We start from the raw sequence: 19,250 nt of genomic DNA, 5'->3' as shown, positions 1-19,250 counted from the left end.
CACAGACGGGGTCTCCGAAGGGGTTTCCGACGGCGCCGGGGTATCCGAAGGCGACGGCGTCACAGACGGGGTCTCCGAAGGGGTTTCCGACGGCGTCGGGGTATCCGAAGGCGACGGCGTCACAGACGGCGACGGGGTCTCCGAAGGGGTCGGGGTCTCCGAAGGCGACGGCGTCACAGACGGCGACGGGGTCTCCGAAGGCGACGGCGTCACAGACGGCGACGGCGTCACAGACGGCGACGGCGTCACAGACGGCGACGGGGTCTCCGAAGGGGTCGGGGTCTCCGAAGGCGACGGGGTCTCCGAAGGCGACGGGGTCTCCGAAGGCGACGGCGTCACAGACGGGGTCTCCGAAGGGGTTTCCGACGGCGCCGGGGTATCCGAAGGCGACGGCGTCACAGACGGGGTCTCCGAAGGGGTTTCCGACGGCGCCGGGGTATCCGAAGGCGACGGCGTCACAGACGGCGACGGGGTCTCCGACGGGGACGGGGTCTCCGAAGGCGACGGCGTCACAGACGGGGACGGAGTCTCCGAAGGCGACGGCGTCACAGACGGGGACGGAGTCTCCGACGGCGACGGCGTCTCAGACGGGGACGGAGTCTCCGACGGCGACGGCGTCTCAGACGGGGACGGAGTCTCCGACGGCGACGGGGTCTCCGACGGGGACGGAGTCTCCGACGGCGACGGGGTCTCCGACGGGGACGGAGTCTCCGACGGCGACGGAGTTTCCGACGGGGACGGAGTCTCCGACGGCGACGGGGTCTCCGACGGGGTCGGCGTCTCAGACGGGGACGGGGTCTCCGACGGCGACGGAGTTTCCGACGGGGTCGGAGTCTCAGACGGGGTCGGCGTCTCCGAAGGAGTCTCAGACGGGGTCGGGGTCTCAGACGGAGTTTCCGACGGGGTCGGGGTTTCCGACGGGGTCGGGGTCTCGGAAGGCGACGGCGTCTCAGACGGGGTCGGGCTCGGCGAAGGCGTCTCTTCGTAGGAAATATCAGCCGACGCGTTGATCACCTGGGCTTCAACGCGAGTGAAGACCGCGTATACCTGGCAAGTGGCGTCACCGTTGTGGAACCAGTTCAGGGTGGCATCCGTAGTGGGCAGCACTGAGGCGTCCACCGATACCGAGCCGGCCAGACTCGCGGTGACGCAGAGGTCAACTGCCACCATGTCTCCGACTGCCGCGGGTTCGTTGACCGTCAAGGTGCTGCCATTCAACGTGGCATCAGACTCGCCGGCGCACAGCTGGACGGAGCCATTGCCGCTGCTCAGCTCGATCGGCGTCTTCACTACGTTGGTGTTCAAGGTGACCTTGGCTTGCGTTCCAACGTCATAAGGACCCGACGAGGTGGGATCGATGGACAACTCCGGCGTGTAGGCCTGGGCCAGGAAGCCGAGTGTCTCATCGATGTCGCCAGGGCCGAGCTTGCTGGCCACGCAGGTTGCCTGCTGGGCCGAAGTCAGCTGAGCAAAGTCAGCAACACACCAAGCCAACATCTGCAGCCGGTATCGATCCGTCGAGTTCGAGTCGGAGGTTACGAATTTGTTTACTGCACCGTCGCCGGTCACGTACTGGAAACCGTGCTGCACGATGTATGCGAACTGGCGGCGCTGTGCGTCCGTCATGTCAGCGTTCTTCTCGAGATCTTCGTCGAGGGGTCGCCCGTCGTGGCATGCATGCAGATCACGGTCTGTGCAGAACATCCATGCACTGATTGGGCCACCGCCCACAGGCCCACCTTCGGCCTCTGTAGCGTACCGGACACCGCACAACGGTGGCAGTGCAGTACCGCCAGCAGGGTCGCCGTCGAGGTTGTAAAGCGGCACCACTAGACCTTGGTTGTAGTCATCCAAGTAGGCGCCGTCGATCGTAGTGTCTGGTGCGTTGTCAGTGGCACCTGGACAGGCCGGCGCATCGAAAGCTGAGGCAGCGACCGGCGGCGCTACTGCCGAAGCCGGCGATGGAAGCGCCAGTTGTGCTGCAAACACCCCCGTCGCCAGTATGGTGGTCGCAGCAAAAGCCGCGGCGAATCTTCTGATCATGATTTCCTTCGGTTTTGATGAGTTGCAACTCTCGCGTCCACATCTCCGGGAGATGGTCGGCGACGTGCACGCGCAGCTGAACCGCCGCTGTCGAGGGCTCAACCGTTGAACAGGTAGAACCGGCCGAAGGATCCTGTCGCCGATCTATCAAAATGTGATGGAAGTCACCAAGGAAACCAAAAGGGCCACGATCAAAGTGATCGTGGCCCTTGATGCAGAAGCGCCCCTGAAACGAAATAGATAGAGAGCGCCCGCGATATTTGTACTACCTGACGGCTAAAGCAAGATACTCATTACCTGCCAGCCCGAACCCACTTGGCGGGCGGGGAAAAACCCACCTGCACCATTGCCCGGGTACAACACCAAGCCTCCGGCCCCGTTGCGGGCGAGGAGGTCCACTGCGCCATCGCCGTCAAAATCTCCTGGACCTTCGATGGCATTCATGCCGCCCCAACCCCAACCGATCTGCTTGGCAGCCAACCAACCGCCCGAACCATTCCCTGGGTAAAGGAGCAAGCCGCCCGACGAATTCCGCGCCAGGACATCAGCCTTGCCATCTCCGTCAAAGTCGCCCGGACCGTCAATTGCGGTCATGACGTTCCAGCCGGACCCGATCTGCTTCGCCGCGAGCCAGCCACCGGCGCCGTTGCCCGGGTACAGCCACAGCACGCCGTTGCCGTCCCGGGCCATAACGTCTGCCTTCCCATCCCCGTTGAAGTCACCCGGAGCCTCGATGGCCGTCATCACGTTCCAGCCGGAACCAATCTGCTTCGCCGCGAGCCAGCCACCGGTGCCGTTGCCCGGGTACAGCCACAGCACGCCCTTCGTGTCGCGGGCAATAACGTCGGCCTTGCCATCGCCGTTGAAGTCACCGACGGATTCGATGGCTGTCATCACGTTCCAGCCGGAACCAACCTGCTTGGCAGGAAGCCAACCACCTGCACCATTGCCCGGGTACAGCCAGAGAACACCGTTAGTGTCCCGCGCGAGAACATCCGACTTACCGTCCCCGTTGAAGTCCGTGATCTTGACCCGGGTGGACTTGACGGCGTTAGCCAGGGCAGCCGTGGCATTGACCAGTCCAGCTCCGCATCCTTTGGAACAACCTCCCGGAAGCGGCCTGGCGGTGTCCTTCAACCGCTGCTCCAGGGCAGAGGGAGTCAATGAACCACCTTCAGCAGAGAACAGAAGGGCCGCGACGCCAGAGACGTGCGGCGCGGCCATGGATGTTCCCTCCGCCCAGGCATAGCCGGGCTCTCCTTGTGTGGTGGCACCCGAATTGAAGGTGGAGAGGATTCCGTCCTGCACATTGGTTGTCATGTCGCCACCGGGAGCAGTGACATCCACGGTGCTGCCGTAATTGGAATAGTCGGCCCGAGCGCCAGCCCTGGTGCTGGCCGCAACCGCAACAACGTTCTGGCAGTTTGCCGGACTCACATCAGCTGCGGGCTGGTCGGAATTTCCAGCGGCCACCACCACAACAGCACCGGCATTGTGGGCGAAGTTGATGGCGTTCTGGTACGTGGCGGAGCAGGCTTTGACACCACCCAAGCTCAGGTTGATGACCTTCGCCGGGTTGGGATTGACGGGAACGCCGCTCACTACGCCGCCAGCAGCCCAGATAATGGAATCGGCGATGTCAGATGTGTAGCCACCACAGAAAGTCATTGCCCTGACGGGGAGGATCTTCGCTCCAGGCGCCACGCCGCTGATGCCGCGGTTGTTATTTCCGACGGCGGCGATGGTGCCGGCCACGTGGGTGCCGTGCCAGGAAGAATTCTCTGCGGGACTGCCCGCGGCGCATTCACCGGCAGGGGCCCAGTCACCCATGTCGGTCGGATCGGGATCCCGGCCATCGCCATCGCGGCCGTCCACTGCAGTGGCAATCATGTCGTATCCCGGGAGCACGTTTGCATCGAGATCGGGGTGCTTGGTGATCCCCGTGTCCACGACGGCAACCACCACTCCCTCGCCACGGGTGTAATCCCATGCGCCCGGAGTCCGGATGCTTCCCTGGCTCTCCCACAGATCCCACTGATCATTGAAGAAGCTGTCATTGGGCGTCGCGGCGATGTGCATCACGGCATCAGGTTCGGCGTACGCGACATTCGGCTCCAGGCGCAGCGATTGCGCGAACTTCTCGGCGTCTGTCGCAGAAAGCGCTTCGTCGAGCTTGACCACGTGCCCGCCAGTGGCAGTGTCGCGGACGCTCTTGGCCGCCACCCCCAGTTTTGAGGCCGCTTTATCGGCCGCATCCTCCACTGCCGCTTGGGCGGCTTGGACTGTGTTGTCCTTGAGGCCGATGATGAACTGGTCCGTACTTGTCTCAGGCGAGGACTGATGGACCCGCGGGCCGCCGGGAAGAACGTCGTTCTCTCCGGCTGCGGCCGGCTGCACAGCAAGCCCTCCGCTGATAAGTAATGTGGCCGTCAGCGCTCCAATGGTCTTCAAAGACTGCGCTCGGGATTTCAAGATCATGATGTCGGCATCCTTGGGACATCGCGAGGAACCCAGCCGGGCTGATCGCGGGCAACTGGAGACCACCAGCTGACCCCCACGAGATTGTAAACCGAGATTTGACTTGCATTACAAGTGGCGCGGCTTTATGACGAGTCATTGGATAAAAGCAACACAACCCCAACCAGAAGTGGTTGAGGTTCTGAATGGACAGCATCCGGATGCCCATCGTACGTTCTGTCGGATGCTTTGTTCAGTTGCATTGAACCCGCTGCCTGATTGAACGCATTCCGGCAAGTTTGTTCAACAAAGACTCTGGTTCAATCATATTGAACGACCTGCTCACCTCTTATGACTTCGATTTGGAACTAATTCGCAGCGAGTTGTTCGGCAGGCACATCGCGGGCCTGCTTGACGATCAAGAACGAACCAAACTGCTGAAGAAGGTTCATCAGCTCGAGTTGGACAAATTTGTTAGCGGCCTTCACCGCGGACTGTTCTCGGGCAGTCCAATCGACAAGCGGGCCGAAGCAGCCGAGCGGTTCAAGGCGCTCACAAGGGGGCTGGCCACCGCAGGCCATAGGTAGAGCCGGCGCCAATTGGCGCCGGCTCCGAGGCCTACATATCCGCCAGCGCACCGCCCGGGTTCTCCATGCAGTCGGCCACGTACCGGAGGAATCCAGCGGCCGTTTCGCCGTCGCAGACACGGTGATCGAAGGCCAGAGTCAGCTCCGTGACTTTGCGGACGGCGAGCTCACCGTTCAACACCCAGGGCTTGTCGATGATGCGACCAACGCCAAGCATCGCCACTTCCGGGTAGTTGATGATCGCTGCCGAGCCGTCCACGCCGAACACCCCATAGTTGTTCAGTGTGAAGGTGCCCGAGCCCAGTTCCGTGGGGGTCGCTTTGCCGTCGCGCGCGACGGCGGTGAGTCGCCTGATCTCTGTGTCCAGTTCGCGGGCACTCAGCTGATGCGCGTTGCGCACGGAGGGAACAACCAAGCCGCGATCAGTTTGAGCGGCAAAACCAAGGTTGATTCCGTCGAATCCAACGATCTCCTGTGACCCGTCGGCCACGGTTTCGAAGCGCGTATTGAGCGCCGGGTATTTTTTTAACCCAGCCGTGACAAAACGGGCAATGAAGGCCAAGAGCCCGGGCGTATCGTGTGGCGAGCGCTTCTTCAGTTCCGCACGCATCTCCAGCAACGCAGTGGCATCCACGTCCACCCAGACAGTAGCTTCCGGGATCTCCGAACGGCTCTTGGCCATGTTCGCAGCGACCGCCTTGCGAACGCCGCGAACCGGCGTGCGGGCTGAAACAGCAAGGCCAGTCCGGGAATCGAGTTCCCCCTCAACAGCGGCAGGCACGGCAGGCGCCTGGGCCGAAACCGGGACCGCCTCGGCAAGTGCTTCCGGAGAGGCAATAGCCGCCTCCACATCCTTGCGCATGATCAATCCGCTACTGCCCGAACCCTCAATGGAGTCCAGTGAGACACCGTGGTCCCGCGCCATTTTCCGCACGAGCGGCGAGATGACGGCGCTGAGCTTTCCGGGGATCCGTGTACCTGCAACTGCGGGTTCCAGCACCGCAGCGGGAGCTGCCTGCGCCTCCGGAACGGAATCGACGACGGCGAGACTCGCCTTCCGCGGGCGGGTGCGGCCAGCGGTCGCGCCACCAGGCGTTCCGTAGCCGATGAGGACGTTGCCTGAGCCCGCCTTCTCCTCGGTCCGGTACGTCTCGGCTGCGGCGGACACCTCGGCCGGGGCGACGACACCCGTGGAAACGGGATCTTCCGTGCCAGCAGGAGCCTCGGGCGCAACCGGAGCGGCACCTGCGCGGGCGATCGAGATCAGTGGCTTGCCGACGTCGAGCGTTTCGCCTGCCTGGCCATGCAGCTCGGCGACCGTGCCGGCGTAAGGCGAAGGCACCTCAACCATGGACTTGGCGGTCTCGACTTCCGCGATGGGCTGGTCGACCTTGACCTCGTCGCCCACAGCCACCAGCCAGTTCACGAGTTCGGCCTCGGTGAGGCCCTCCCCCAGGTCCGGCAAAAGGAAAACCTGCATATCTGAGCTCATGATCAGTCCTCCCATTGAAGGTCGTCGACGGCGTCGAGGATTCGGTCGACGCTGGGCAAGTAGTAATGCTCCAACTTGGGTGACGGGAACGGCACGTCGAAGCCAGTCACGCGGCGGATCGGCGCCGCCAGGTAGTGGAATGCGCGCTCCTGGACCCGGGCCACGATCTCAGAAGAGACCGAGGCAAAGCCATGGGCTTCGGCGATCACGACGGCGCGTCCCGTCTTGCGGACCGACGCACAGACGGTCTCGTCGTCGAACGGGACGATGGTCCGTACGTCGATGACTTCCAGCGAGCGGCCTTCTTCTGCGGCCGCAGCGGCAGCTGCGAGCGCAGTGGGAACGGACGGGCCATAAGCGATGAGCGTCGCGTCCGTGCCGGGACGTGCGACGGCGGCGCGGCCCTCGGTGGAGGTTCCGGCGTCGTGCTCTGCGCGCAGGGCCTCAAGGTCCACCTGGTCCTTGGACCAGTAGAGCTTCTTGGGCTCCATGAACATGACGGGATCGTCGGAGTCGATGGCTTCGCGCAGCATGCGGTACCCGTCAGCGACGGTAGCGGGCGTGTAAACCTTCAAGCCGGCAGTGTGTGCGTAGTAGGACTCGGAGGAGTCGCAGTGGTGTTCCACTCCCCCGATGCCGCCGGCGTACGGTACCCGGATGACCATGGGCATCTTGAGCCGGCCCTTGGTGCGGTTGTGCATCTTGGCGACGTGGCTAACGATCTGTTCGAAGGCCGGGTAGGCAAAGGCGTCGAACTGCATCTCGATGACGGGCCTCATGCCGTTGATGGCCATGCCCACTGCCATGCCGACGATGCCGGACTCGGCCAGCGGCGTGTCGAAGCAGCGCTGCTCGCCGAATTCGGCCATGAGGCCGTCGGTGATGCGGAAGACGCCGCCGAGCATTCCGACGTCTTCACCGAACACGAGCACCGAAGAATCGGCACGCATGGCATCAGCCATGGCCGTGTTGAGTGCTTTGGCCATAGTGATGGACTGCGGCCCGGTCGATTCTGCTGTGGCGGCAGCCGACGCGGCGGCACTGGCCGTCGCGGCACTGACGTTTCCGTTGACTGAGGTGGTGACGGTCATTTTGTGCTCTCCTCTCGTGCGAGTTCGCCGGCGAGCAGTTCAGACTGCTCTTTGAGTTGCGGGGTTTGCTTGGAGAAGACGTACTTGAAGAGGTCCTGGGGCTGGACCGGGACGTCTTCGCCCAGGCCTTCACGGAGCTGGGTGGCGACGGCTTCCGCGTGCTCGGCGATCCTGTTGCCGCCCTCGTCGTCGAGGAGGCCCTTGTCCGTGAGGTAGGCCTTCATGCGGGTCAGCGGATCCTTGGCCTGCCACTCGGCAACCTCGCTGTCAGGGCGGTAGCGTGTGGCGTCGTCTGCATTGGTGTGGGCCTGCATGCGGTAGGTGTGGGCTTCGATCAGCAGCGGACCTGAACCTTCGCGGGCCAGCTTCACGGCGCGGTCCATGACGGCGAGCAGCGCGACGAGGTCATTGCCGTCCACACGTTCGCCTGCCATGCCGTAACCGACCGCTTTGTGCGCCAGCGAAGGAGCCACGGATTGGTGGCTGAGAGGAACCGAGATGGCGTATTTGTTGTTCTGTACGAAGAAGATGACTGGCAGGTGGAAGACTGCAGCGAAGTTGAGGGCTTCGTGGAAGTCACCCTCGCTGGTGGCACCGTCGCCGCACATGGCCATGACTACGGTGTCCTCGCCGCGGAGCTTTGCGGCGTGGGCGACGCCGACGGCGTGGAGCAGTTGGGTGGTCAGCGGCGTGCACTGGATTCCGACGTGGTGTTCCTTGGGGTCGTAGCCGCCGTGCCAGTCGCCGCGGAAAATGGTCATCGTCTCAACGGGATCGACTCCACGCGTCATGACTGCGACAGCGTCGCGGTATGTAGGGAAGAGCCAGTCACCTTCGCCGAGGCACATGGCCGCCGCAACCTGGCAGGCCTCCTGGCCGTGGCTCGAGGGGTAGACGGCCATGCGACCCTGCCGTACCAGGGCAGAGTTCTGGTCATTGACTCGACGTCCGATGACGAGCCGCTCATAGGCTGCCAAGAGTTCAGCATCGCCGGGCGTGGGGTACTCGTGGCCAGGTTCCGTGCCTTGGTCTTCCTTGGACCGCAAGGAGCCGTCCGGATTGACCATCTGGATTTGATGCCGGGCGGGCAGCATGTAGTCCTCAACGCTGATGCCGAATTTTCTCCGAACGTCAGCAGCCTGGTCCTCCGCCGCCGTTTCCGGCGCAGAGTGGTCTGCATGGATCGTCATTGGTCCGTCCTTCTCTAGCCACTATGTGCTTCCAGTATGTTCCCGGCAGATGTTTCGTATCCAGCTTTGCCAAAAATCATGGAAGAGCTTTGAAATTGTGGCTATCCTGAAAGACGAATTGTCACTGTGAGCTGGGTAACTACCCATGCTGTAGACGAATTGGAGTTTGCTTTGAGCGAGAGCGAGGCTGAGCAAACCGCCGTCCCCCTGGACAGCGTTGATCGGGACATCATTCGGGAGCTCACCACGGACGGCCGAATGTCCATCACTCAGGTTGCGGAGAACGTCCACATCAGCCGCGCCCATGCTTATTCGCGATTGGCCCGGTTGACCGGAGAAGGCGTCCTGACCAAGTTCACGGCTTTGGTGGACCCGATCAAGGCCGGTCTTCGATCCTCGGCTTACGTGACACTGAAGGTCCAGCAGCATTCGTGGCGGGAACTCAAGGAGCAGTTGCGCGCCATCCCGGAGGTACACCACATCGCCCTGGTGGGTGGGGACTTCGACGTCATCTTGTTGGTGCGGGCCACGGACAACATCCACCTGCGCCGTGTGATCTTCGACCAACTTCAGTCCATGGACGGCGTGCTGGATACGCAGACTTTCCTTGTTTTTGAGGATGTTGATACGCGGTAGTTTCGCCACCGTGGCTGGGCGCGTCGGAATCGTCCAGTTTTGAACCATAAACTGTCCCCGTGCCCACCAAAACCGCCTTCCTCCCGCGCGTCGCTTTGCGGGCGCTTGTCACCCTTGTGGCGGGCTTTGCGGTGTGGCTCCTTCTCGCGATCCAGTTCTTTGCTCTCCCTCCGCAAGCTACTCCGCACCACACCGACGCGATCGTGGTTCTCGGCGGCTTGAGCCGGGAACGATTGCCTGTGGCCGAGGACCTCCAACAGTCCTTGGACATACCCGTCCTGGTTGTCTCCACCACGGGGCTCTCGGGCAATGCGGAAGGCGATGCGCTGTGCCAGGAGAATGCCGACGACCCGGGCTTGTTGTGTTTCCGACCTGATCCGCTGAATACGCGCGGCGAAACGGATGCCGTGGCCAAACTTGCAGCGGATAATGGCTGGAAATCCATCACGGTGGTCACCTCGGACTACCACCTGATGCGGGCGGGCACTTTGATGCGGCAATGCACGTCCATCGATGTTCAGATGGTTGGATCCGAGCCTGAGCTTTCGGCGGGCGCATGGCTCGACCGTTTTGCTGTCGAAACTGGTGGCCTGATTGATGTGTGGATGCGGCCGGAGTGTTGATCCTGGGGCCGCACTCTTGACGCCATCAGTCACCACACGACAACTCGCGTAAAACTGGCATCGAATTCTTTACGAACTCTCAATTGAATTTCCCGGCTCTTGAAGGATTCCGTCAAGGCATTGAGTTTGGCATGTCCCCCGGGCATTCTTTTCCCATAGGTCCAAGGTCTCACCCTACGAGCCCAAGGATCACCCGTGGAAAGAATCGGTTCCAACCCATTCGGCCCTCCTCCCCGCCGCTTCAGGCACCTCGCTTCGAGCCTGCTCGCCGCGTCCCTCCTCATATTTGGATTTCTTCAAGTACCCAGCGCCACTGCGGCACCTGCGCCTGTCTATCCCATCAGCGGATACTTCATCTACGGAAGCACCAGCGACGCAGCGAACACGCAGAAGCTCAGCGACATTAAGTCCGTTGGTGGAGACACAGTCATCACATTTGGTTCCCGACTCAGACCTGCAGCACTCGCTGATATCCCTGCCGCCTGCACCATTTCCGGCGTAAATTGCGCTACGGCAGCTGCTTCCGGCGTCAAAGTAAAGCGGTACTTCACCTATTCCGACGGCAACACCTGGGGATCGCCCGCCATCCTGTGCGCCCGCGACAGAACCGTCACCAGCGGAACGACCACCTACACCGTCATGGTGCTCCCCTCAGAGGGGAGCGGTTGCACTTCGCCCAGCGGAAGCTATGACGTAGTCGTGATCAGTGGTGGGACAGCCTCCTCCATGTCTGTGTCGTTGGGAAAGGCGGCCACCAGTCTGGGCATGAAGTATTACGCGGGCTTGCCGGCTCCAATTAATCGGACGGATATCACCTATCTGCCAGATCTGTCTTACCAAGCTACGTTGTCTGTTTTCACAGCCCGATTCTTGATCTACCAGGGCAAGGTAAACAATGTTGCCGGGCTGGCCGGTTTCTACCACCACACAGAGATGCCACTCAGCGATGGGACGGTTTGGGATCCTGTTCTTACCCTCTACCGCATGCAGAATGCCCGCATTGCCCAGTACCAACCAGGCCGGGCAGCTGTCGTCAGCCCTTACATCGACTCCCGATCGTCCTTTGGTGGACGGGTAACGGTAGATCAGGCACGAAACGCTGTAGAAAAGATCGCTAACACTGCGGGCGCCGTACATCTCTCAATTGCCGTTCAAGACGGTATGGGAACGGGCAAAGGTGGATCTTTCTTTGGCAGCGAGAGCACCAACAACGTGGACCAGTACGCAGCATCGATTGTTGGCAGTGGATCCTGGGGCAGCAAATACTTGGCTCCTACGCGCGACTATTTCTGGGCACTGGCGGAAGGAGTCGACGGCACCGGAGCAGAGCTATGGGCCAACCTGGAAGGCATGGCACCGGCCACGAGTCAGAACCCCTGCGACGGAAGCACCAGGGGTCAGTCCACGAAAGCCCGAATCGACAAGCAACTCCAGCAATTGGGAAACACGAACACGAAGGTGATTTCGTTCATGTGGGATCCCTACTTCACATGCGCTGGGACCTACCCTCCCATGGTGGAGAGGCTGAAATCCGGCAACATGACGCCCGTCATCACCGACTCAATTTTCAACGGCGGCAACGTCCTCGTAACGGGCTTCAACCTGAGCGGTGGAACCGTCCAAGTGAAATGGAGCGACACCTCGGGCAGGGTCTTCGATAAGACCGTTCCGGCAACAAACTACAACCCCAGTTACGGCCAACAACAGGGAATCAACCCGCGTATGGAGTCTGTGGTGGCCAATGTAGGCAGCACTTCGCTCGCCCCAGGTCGAAACTACTTCATCGATGTGACGAACGGCTCCGGGGTCAAGAACGACGCGCTCTATTCTGACCGCGGTTAGCGGCACGTTCACGGAAAGGCGGCCCGAAGCCCGGGCCGCCTTCTCGTGCGTCAGCACCAAACGGCAAGCCTTCACAGCGGCCTCGAACGTATGGAAACCGCCGCCGTCGAGTCGTCAGAATGTTGCGACCGACAGATCAAATGCAAGAATTGGAGCGTGGCCATAGTTCAACTGCAGGTAGCCGAGGAGGTACGAGTGGCTGAATCTGCCCACCCGCCGGTAGCCCCGTCGCCAGCACCTCGCCATCTACGCAAGCGCCGTTTCCGGGGGGAAACGCGCACCAGTCGTATGGCGGGCTACCAGCCCCAGGCCGGCGCCTCTCCCTTCCCCGTGACAGAAGCCGCTGCCGATGTCAGCTCCAGCGCCAGCACCAAACAAACAGCCGTCGAACCCGTCGCAGACGTACGCCCTCTTGAGCAAACTCACCGGGAACTTACGCTCCGGCAGAAGCGTCGCGTTGCCTTAGCACTGGTGATTCTTGTCTCAGTCAGCATTCCGCTGTTGGCGCTGGCGTTGATTTTTGTCCGCTGAGCGGGACTACGCCGGCTACGCAATTGAGGGCCAACTCAGGACGTGCGATAGCATCGGGAAGTCACTCACATAACTCCCGGGGGAAATCCATGCCCAGCGTCATGCCTATCTTCGGCACACGTCCGGAAGCCATCAAGATGGCTCCAATCGTCAGCGCCTTCCAAGAGTCGGCGGATTTCGACTGCATCGTGACCGTCACAGGTCAGCACCGCGAGATGCTCGACCAAGTCAACGAACTCTTCGGGATCAAGCCCGACCACGACCTCAATATTCTTCAGCAACGCCAATCGCTCTCGGCCATTATGACCAGGACCATCGACGGTCTGGACAAGTTGTTCGCTGAAAAGAAACCCGACGCAGTGATTGTGCAGGGCGACACCACCACGTCGACGGCCGGGGCAATTGCAGCTTTTTACCATGGCATTCCGGTGGTCCACGTCGAGGCTGGCCTCCGAAGCGGAGACCTGTTCTCCCCATTCCCCGAAGAAGCCAACCGCAAAATCACCAGCCAGATCGCCAGCCTCCACTTGGCGCCGACCAGCACCAGCAAAGCCAATCTCTTGGCTGAAGGCATCGCCGACGAAGACATCGTGGTTACCGGCAACTCCGTGATCGACGCGCTCCTGACCACCGTCGACAAGCAGTTGCCATTCAGCGACCCGCAGCTGGAAGAACTCGCGTCCAGCGGTCGCCGGATCCTCCTTGTGACCACCCACCGCCGCGAGAACCAAGGCGACGCAATGCGCGGAGTCGGCCGGGCCCTCGCCCGTATCGCAGAGGCTGAACCGGACTTGGTCATCGTCTTGCCGGCACACAAGAACCCGGTTGTACGCGAAGCAGTCCTCCCTGCGCTTGAGGGTAAGTCCAATGTGGTTGTTACCGAACCGCTTGCGTACGGAGAATTCACTCGGATGCTCTCACTCGCCCACATCGTCCTCACGGACTCGGGTGGAGTGCAAGAAGAAGCTCCTAGCTTGGGCAAGCCTGTCCTGGTGATGCGTGACAACACGGAACGCCCCGAGGCTGTCACAGCCGGGACGGTCTCCTTGATCGGAACTGACGAAGAAACGATCGTTAAAGAAGTCGATCGACTCCTGAACCAGCAAGACGCCTTCGACGCCATGGCGAACGCCGTCAACCCGTACGGCGATGGAAAGGCCGCGGAGCGAACCGTTGCGGCGGTTGCCCAACTCTTGGGAGTTGGCACACGCGCTGATGAGTTCGATGTTCCCGGCCTGGGCTAAAAACAACCGTCACTGAATCGCGCCGAAGGGCTCAGATCACAAGTCTCGAAACAGCAGCAGCGTCGCCACGAATCACGTAGCGGCGCTGCTGCTCTTCACCGACTGCTAGCATGAACGGGATCTGATAGAGAACCATCTGCAAGGGGCGTGTAAGATTTGATCGACTTTCGGAGTACCTTGATTGAGCCTGAAAGCCTCAGGCGAATCGTCGCGCCTCTGGTCGCCTACTTCGATTCACTTCGAGCCCCAGTCGATGACTCCAATTCTTATATGATTGTTGACCCTGATACAGGGCTACCCGCCACATGTTGTACACAAATTCAAGTTGCCGCGTTATTCGCACTCGACCATCTCTTGAACGACAACCGCAATGACCGTGTCGCCCTGCTTCTCGCAGAAAACGTGCGTCGACGCCAGAACCCAAATGGATCTTTCTCCAGCAGCTATAATCAGCCCGTCGACTCGCCGGATCTTCAGGACATTGCCGAAATTGGCGCTGCAGCCAACGCGCTTTACTATGTCCATCAGATAACTAACAGCCTGGCCGCCAAAGATGCTCTCATCGCCAACGCGGGGTATGTACTTACACAAGTTTCACTGGAGAATCCAGGAGCGATTTACAAGAGTTCACAGGCTAGACATGTCGACGTTTTAAACGGCGATGTTTACGCCTCGCTAACCTTGTCCCGAGCATTCGAACTCACTGGTGACGATCGCTTCCTCCACCAGATTCGACTTGTGGTCGACCACATCAAAAACAGATTTGGTGAATGGAACGAAGGCTGGTGGCCTTACGCCGAGACCTGGGATGGCAAAGTGGCAGTGGGACCGAGCCTTGCTTACCAAGCGACAATTATTGCGTTCGGGATGCCCATTGGACGCACGCTCGACCCAGGCCTTCGAGCCGAATGGTCGAACATACTGTCGACCGCCCTCAAAACAGTGGCTAAGAACCTCCCGGAGGGCCCCACCGATGATTCTGAGGCTCCCTCGTGGTCCCGCGACTGGGCAAACGTTTGGGAGATCCCTCTGGCGTTCGCGCAATTTCCGTATTCACCCTATGCACAGGACTACGTACGCAAACGTCTGCTGGGGGTTGAGCAAGGGATTACAGAGGCTGGAGTCGAGACTCTCCGACCGAGACCGCTGCAGAACAACGGCCGGACGCCTGTCACATCTCTGTACCGCAAAGCAGCCACATTCGCAGGCTTCCTGTCCGATATCCACCTGAATACCAGCCTGAAGATTACTAAATCATCGGCAGAAGCTAATCACTGAGCTTTCGGATGACTTTTGCTGGTACTCCGCCAGCGAGAGAGTTATCAGGAATATCAGCGGTCACTACGGCGCCGGCCGCAATGATGCAACCTTTCCCGATGGTGACTCCTCCCAGAATTGTGACGCTGGCACCAATCCAGGTGCCATCACCAACGGTGATGGGTGGCCACTTGTTGGCCCCACCGCGTTTCGAGGATGGACCAATTTCATGGGAATCAGTCACAAACCGAGTAAACGGACCAACCATGACATTGTCGCCGAGCGTTGTGTTGCTCCGCAGGTAGCCGTCTCGATTTACCAAGCATCCGCTACCGATCGTGACTGGCCCGGTAATTTCAGTTCCACGATATATGTTCGTTCGGTCGCCAATCCGAATCGGTCGATCCTCGCCGGACATGAACTGAACAGTCGGAGCAATCGTGCAGTTATCGCCCACCGACGTATCCGGGGGCAACCAAGCTTCTTTTCTCGGCGAGATGGCCCGCACCTTTTTATGGAGCTCATCGATCTGTCTCTTGAGACGGGATATCTCGAGTTCAAGTTCTTGCAATGTGTGACTCCGTTCGTAGAGTTCATCAGGAGAGTATGAAGGACCTTCAGTTCCCAATACCGCCAGGCAGCATCAGTCCACGAGGGCTAGGCGATGATCTGAAGTGCAAGACATTCGTCCAGCATCTGGTTCACACGTTCTTTCGAGGGAGCGGAGTGCGAATCCGATTCGTGTTCAATGACGAACCGGGCACCGGGGCGTCCAGCAGTGACTTCACGAAACGGTGAATAATGCTGATTCATATGATGAATGTCGCCGCTATTCTGAACATAGAAAAAATTGGTCGCGATTCCCGGGTCTGAGTATAAAGTCGTCAGGTTCACCCTGCGTGGATACGCTGCTTCCACCTCATCAAAAGAGCCGTACTCCGGATAGAGCGCAGTCGAATACGCTTCAGCAAAAACCCGGTAATAACTACCGATGGATGCTTGTGGTGAGAAAGCAAGGGCAATTGAACCTGCGATCTCCGGTGCCATCGCCATGGCCGCAAAGCCACCGCCGGAAAAACCCAGAAGTACAACACGGGAAGCTCCGCATTGCACCGCGATGCTTCGAATGAGAGCACCGTACCTCTCTGTGAGATTATCTGACGAATCTCCGGTGTACCACGCCAGCTTCAAGTCGTCGTGGACCTGCAGGGCGGTGTCGGAAAGGAACAGAAGGCTTTCAGGTCGGTGCTGGAGTGTTGCCATCCACTCGAAGCGCGGGAGCGTGTAGACCTCCCTGTTGAGCGCGCCATGCAGGGCCACGATCAGCACATCCGAGTCGCGCGGGTCCACGAGACAATCCAACGGGTAGGTCTCCCCCGGACCGGAGAGTTCCACAATGTGCCTCTGACGACCTTCCACACGAAGATGCTCCAAGTCCGGCCAGCTGACAATTGGCGCCTTGTGGCGAGCGTCCCAGTTATCCATTCATACTTCACTTTCTCTCCGCCGCCGAAATCATGCGCGTGGGCCTGCGTCTCCGAACGAGCTAACGAGATCGACGAAGCATTCTCTAGTAACGGGATGAAAGTCGACTCGCCTCGATGCCGTTGCAAAGGCACTCGAAGCAAGCCGACCATTCCGGCTGGTGAATCTGCTAACCCTCAGCTACAGCTTTTCCTTCTTGCCAATCTTCCAGAATTTCTTCCAGTACTTGCACAGCTTGGACAGCGTTGCCCACTGCCGAGGTGTAGGCCAAAGGTTTGGCGCTCAAGGGGCTCCCCTCGTCCAGTAGGCCCCAAACTGGTTGGCCACTCCCCACGTAGTCAGAATACTTAGACGGAAGGAAGGGGTTGATCGCCATTTCCCCGGTGCGTTCAACGTCGTTAACCAGGAGTACGTCGAACTTCGTGGTTAGGTTTAGAAACTCAAGATAAGGACGGTATCCCTGCGCCTTGACAATTCCCATTAGGCCAAATTCTTGAACCTGACGAACAACATCATCAGGCTTATTTGTGAAGACGTGCAATCGAAGTTTCCTGCGCACAGCAACAGACGAATTTGCCAGCGCAGTCAGAACCTCGATGAGACCGCGGTTCTCGTAGAAAGCACCGAAGTAGCCTACGTTCACTACGGAGTCGGACAACTCATACTGGGCAGGAAGAAGATCGTAACTCCGACTTGGCGGGGTTGGATGCACCCTCACTACAGATTTCGCCTGGATCTGTTCCTTCAGGCGCGGGTCGGAAACGTAGCTCAACATGTACTCAAGCTGATTATCATTGGTAAAGATCAGCTCATCCGCGAGGATGTATGTCACGTACTCGCACCAAGTAAACAGGCTGTTTGTTTCCAGTGATTCAAAACCTCTTGACACCACCGCACGCTCAAACTCTTCGAACAAGTCGTCACGAATCAGGTCACCAGGCCGAAACTTGCCTTGGGCATCAGTGCTCATCGGATCCGAAAACTCCGCCGTCCAAGCAACGTCAGGGTTTTGAAGCTTGAACTTCGCCGCAAGGAAATGTGAGCCGGGCCAAAGAACCCGGCTATAAAGGGTTTCGTATCCGCCAATCAATGCATCGCGGCGGTCAGCTACACCCAAACCTTTATGCACAAACTCAGAGATCTGTTTCCACCCGGCGAATGATGGCGGAGCGTCGATCTCGAAAGCAGTATCGATGAATCGACTTGCAATAGTCTCCAGATTGGAATCTTTTCTGCGCACCGATCCCATGTTGTTGTATATGACGTCAACCAGATGACCGCGTTCCACAATGGCTTTCGAAGCAACTACAGCACTGGTGTCCGAGTATGGAGCAAAGCAATAGCTGACGACTAAACCGCGAGCGTTCCCCGCGTTGATGAGAGACCAAGGGAAGTCCTTGAGTTTCAATGCATCAACTGCTTCAATAACTTGCTGTCTTTCCTCGGGATTTTCATCAAGATAGCGTTTGATGAAGTTGGCTTGTGACTTTATCAAACCACTCAGCAACACATCGTTAGGCGACGACTCCCAGTTTCTGTAGGATTCGAGCAGCTGAATGACCTCGAGGCGCTGAATAACTGCGAAGTCGAAATTAAGAGGCTGGCGGGAAATTGACTCATCGCGAAGGATCCGGAAATACGAGCCTGAAGCTTCGGTTGTCGCTACTACGGCGTCAAACTTGTTCTCCACGGCCAACCGCGCCATGAAACAGACGTCCTCGCCGCTTCTGAGATCCTCCGAGTACTTGATCTTCTTGACTGCTTTTGTGGGAATCAGTTTGCAGGCGTTTAGACCAAGAAAAGTACTGACTGACTTGAAGTTAAACTTCTTGTTTCCACGGGCAGAGATCTGAACATTTACGGCGTTCGATGCGTTCAAGTTGCCGTGAGTATCAACATTGACAATCGGAGAAATGGAGACACAATTTGGAGATGCCGCAGAGAGCAATCTCTCCAGGAACTTCGGGCCAACATAGTCGTCATCATCAACAAACGTCAGATACTCAAAACGGGCAGCCTCGATTCCCACGTTACGGGCTGAGCCGGCACTAGGGCGAACCTGATAAAGAATCCGGATTTGATGCTCTGGGTTAGCTTCCCGAAGCGTGGTTGCTATACCGTACGTACCGTCGTCTGCTCCATTGATAATCAAGATGACTTCGAAGGATGCCGGGTCCAGTGTTTGTTCAACCAAAGACTGCAAGCAAACCGCGATGCGGTCGCTGCCCAAGTAGCTCGGAATAATTACGCTGACACCTGGGGTAAGTTCTGTCCTGGAGTGGACCTGAGGCGCCTCAGACTCGCCGAGCAAACGACGTAGAGCCAGGATCTCGGTATCACGGGCCGTACCATCGACCACCATCGTGGAGCCGTAGTCGACGTCAACATACCCCTCTCTTTGCTCCGCCATCTGTTAGGCCTCCTCTTTCGATTGCGTCTCGTTTGCCCTTGATGTTTTCCGCTGCCACAACCGCAGCGTTAGCTTACCGAGCCGGGAATTGGCCAACGCGTGGTACTTCTTCTCTAGCGCACTGTATTTGCCGTTCAAAACACGGTGCTCGCTTTCCAAAGCTTGGTGGTCGCCCTCCAGAGCCTGGTACCTGCCATCCAAAGCTTGGTGGTCGCCCTCCAGAGCCTGGTACCTGCCATCCAAAGCCTGATGCTCGCCCACAAGAACCTGGTACCTGCCATCCAAAGCCTGATGCTCGCCCACAAGAACCTGGTACCTGCCATCCAAAGCCTGATGCTCGCCCACAAGAACCTGGTACCTGC

The 19,250-nt window shown here is 59.3% G+C and carries 18 protein-coding genes; 11 read left to right on the top strand and 7 right to left on the bottom strand.

The annotated features are described in order from the left end of the window. The 3 genes from ACFVSJ_RS15705 to ACFVSJ_RS15695 form a co-directional block, all read left to right on the top strand. On the top strand, positions 1 to 988 hold a 988-nt coding region (locus tag ACFVSJ_RS15705; RefSeq protein WP_387437826.1), incomplete at its 5' end, for a hypothetical protein. A 66-nt stretch (positions 989 to 1,054) separates the two neighbouring features. Next, complete coding sequence (locus tag ACFVSJ_RS15700; RefSeq protein WP_387437824.1) at positions 1,055 to 1,336, top strand: hypothetical protein; 282 nt, start codon at positions 1,055 to 1,057, stop codon at positions 1,334 to 1,336. A 555-nt stretch (positions 1,337 to 1,891) separates the two neighbouring features. Further along, on the top strand, positions 1,892 to 2,152 hold the full coding sequence (locus ACFVSJ_RS15695) for a hypothetical protein (protein WP_387437823.1): 261 nt from the start codon (positions 1,892 to 1,894) through the stop codon (positions 2,150 to 2,152). Positions 2,153 to 2,319: 167 nt separating this feature from the next. On the opposite strand, the gene ACFVSJ_RS15690 is transcribed toward ACFVSJ_RS15695, so the two are convergent. Next, positions 2,320 to 4,521 carry a S8 family serine peptidase gene (locus ACFVSJ_RS15690; protein ID WP_387437821.1) on the bottom strand — a complete coding sequence of 734 codons (2,202 nt, stop codon included), beginning with the start codon at positions 4,519 to 4,521 and terminating at the stop codon, positions 2,320 to 2,322. 308 nt (positions 4,522 to 4,829) lie between these two features. Here ACFVSJ_RS15690 and ACFVSJ_RS15685 point away from each other — a divergent pair, with 308 nt between their 5' ends. Continuing rightward, entirely contained in the window at positions 4,830 to 5,087 is a 258-nt protein-coding gene (locus ACFVSJ_RS15685) for a hypothetical protein (protein WP_387437819.1), read from the top strand. A gap of 31 nt (positions 5,088 to 5,118) precedes the next feature. Here the strand turns inward: ACFVSJ_RS15685 and ACFVSJ_RS15680 are convergent, their stop codons facing one another. The 3 genes from ACFVSJ_RS15680 to pdhA are packed head-to-tail and all read right to left on the bottom strand — an operon-like array spanning position 5,119 to position 8,860. After that, complete coding sequence (locus tag ACFVSJ_RS15680; RefSeq protein WP_387437817.1) at positions 5,119 to 6,579, bottom strand: dihydrolipoamide acetyltransferase family protein; 1,461 nt, start codon at positions 6,577 to 6,579, stop codon at positions 5,119 to 5,121. A gap of 2 nt (positions 6,580 to 6,581) precedes the next feature. Continuing rightward, positions 6,582 to 7,670 carry an alpha-ketoacid dehydrogenase subunit beta gene (locus tag ACFVSJ_RS15675; protein WP_387437816.1) on the bottom strand — a complete coding sequence of 363 codons (1,089 nt, stop codon included), beginning with the start codon at positions 7,668 to 7,670 and terminating at the stop codon, positions 6,582 to 6,584. Beyond that, positions 7,667 to 8,860, bottom strand: a complete 1,194-nt coding sequence (gene pdhA, locus ACFVSJ_RS15670; protein ID WP_387437814.1) for a pyruvate dehydrogenase (acetyl-transferring) E1 component subunit alpha — start codon at positions 8,858 to 8,860, stop codon at positions 7,667 to 7,669. Before pdhA ends, ACFVSJ_RS15675 begins: the two co-directional genes overlap by 4 nt. 171 nt (positions 8,861 to 9,031) lie before the next feature. Here pdhA and ACFVSJ_RS15665 point away from each other — a divergent pair, with 171 nt between their 5' ends. The 6 genes from ACFVSJ_RS15665 (at position 9,032) to ACFVSJ_RS15640 (ending at position 15,014) form a co-directional block, all read left to right on the top strand. Then, positions 9,032 to 9,496, top strand: coding sequence for an Lrp/AsnC family transcriptional regulator (locus ACFVSJ_RS15665; protein WP_387437812.1), 465 nt, complete (start codon positions 9,032 to 9,034; stop codon positions 9,494 to 9,496). 59 nt (positions 9,497 to 9,555) lie between these two features. Beyond that, a complete protein-coding gene (locus ACFVSJ_RS15660) occupies positions 9,556 to 10,119 on the top strand; it encodes a YdcF family protein (RefSeq protein ID WP_387437811.1) in 564 nt (187 codons plus the stop codon). 195 nt (positions 10,120 to 10,314) lie between these two features. Then, on the top strand, positions 10,315 to 11,961 hold the full coding sequence (locus ACFVSJ_RS15655; protein ID WP_387437810.1) for a hypothetical protein: 1,647 nt from the start codon (positions 10,315 to 10,317) through the stop codon (positions 11,959 to 11,961). A gap of 156 nt (positions 11,962 to 12,117) precedes the next feature. Next, a complete protein-coding gene (locus ACFVSJ_RS15650) occupies positions 12,118 to 12,492 on the top strand; it encodes a hypothetical protein (RefSeq protein WP_387437809.1) in 375 nt (124 codons plus the stop codon). An 89-nt stretch (positions 12,493 to 12,581) separates the two neighbouring features. Further along, a complete protein-coding gene (gene wecB / locus ACFVSJ_RS15645; RefSeq protein WP_387437808.1) occupies positions 12,582 to 13,736 on the top strand; it encodes a non-hydrolyzing UDP-N-acetylglucosamine 2-epimerase in 1,155 nt (384 codons plus the stop codon). Between the two features lie 177 nt (positions 13,737 to 13,913). Beyond that, a complete protein-coding gene (locus ACFVSJ_RS15640) occupies positions 13,914 to 15,014 on the top strand; it encodes a hypothetical protein (RefSeq protein WP_387437806.1) in 1,101 nt (366 codons plus the stop codon). Here ACFVSJ_RS15640 and ACFVSJ_RS15635 read toward each other — a convergent pair. The 3 genes from ACFVSJ_RS15635 to ACFVSJ_RS15625 form a co-directional block, all read right to left on the bottom strand. After that, positions 15,004 to 15,564, bottom strand: a complete 561-nt coding sequence (locus ACFVSJ_RS15635) for an acyltransferase (protein WP_387437804.1) — start codon at positions 15,562 to 15,564, stop codon at positions 15,004 to 15,006. The two genes, ACFVSJ_RS15640 and ACFVSJ_RS15635, sit on opposite strands and share 11 nt — an antisense overlap. A gap of 86 nt (positions 15,565 to 15,650) precedes the next feature. After that, positions 15,651 to 16,343, bottom strand: a complete 693-nt coding sequence (locus ACFVSJ_RS15630; protein ID WP_387437803.1) for a hypothetical protein — start codon at positions 16,341 to 16,343, stop codon at positions 15,651 to 15,653. Between the two features lie 304 nt (positions 16,344 to 16,647). After that, positions 16,648 to 18,888, bottom strand: coding sequence for a glycosyltransferase (locus tag ACFVSJ_RS15625; protein ID WP_387437802.1), 2,241 nt, complete (start codon positions 18,886 to 18,888; stop codon positions 16,648 to 16,650). A gap of 165 nt (positions 18,889 to 19,053) precedes the next feature. Here ACFVSJ_RS15625 and ACFVSJ_RS15620 point away from each other — a divergent pair. After that, positions 19,054 to 19,250, top strand: a 197-nt coding sequence (locus tag ACFVSJ_RS15620) for a hypothetical protein (protein WP_387437801.1), incomplete at its 3' end; no start/stop codon positions are given.

Origin of the sequence: Paenarthrobacter sp. NPDC058040 (assembly GCF_042885775.1) — a bacterium.
In the GTDB taxonomy this organism is placed as follows: domain Bacteria; phylum Actinomycetota; class Actinomycetes; order Actinomycetales; family Micrococcaceae; genus Arthrobacter.
This window is presented reverse-complemented; position numbering and strand designations above follow the sequence as displayed.

What these genes read in the sequence shown, in the direction of transcription:
- ACFVSJ_RS15675 (WP_387437816.1), bottom strand. Translation starts at nt 7,670, where the DNA reads ATGACCGTCACCACCTCAGTCAACGGAAACGTCAGTGCCGCGACGGCC.
- ACFVSJ_RS15680 (WP_387437817.1), bottom strand. Translation starts at nt 6,579, where the DNA reads ATGAGCTCAGATATGCAGGTTTTCCTTTTGCCGGACCTGGGGGAGGGC.
- ACFVSJ_RS15690 (WP_387437821.1), bottom strand. Translation starts at nt 4,521, where the DNA reads ATGATCTTGAAATCCCGAGCGCAGTCTTTGAAGACCATTGGAGCGCTG.
- pdhA (WP_387437814.1), bottom strand. Translation starts at nt 8,860, where the DNA reads ATGACGATCCATGCAGACCACTCTGCGCCGGAAACGGCGGCGGAGGAC.
- wecB (WP_387437808.1), top strand. Translation starts at nt 12,582, where the DNA reads ATGCCCAGCGTCATGCCTATCTTCGGCACACGTCCGGAAGCCATCAAG.
- ACFVSJ_RS15625 (WP_387437802.1), bottom strand. Translation starts at nt 18,888, where the DNA reads ATGGCGGAGCAAAGAGAGGGGTATGTTGACGTCGACTACGGCTCCACG.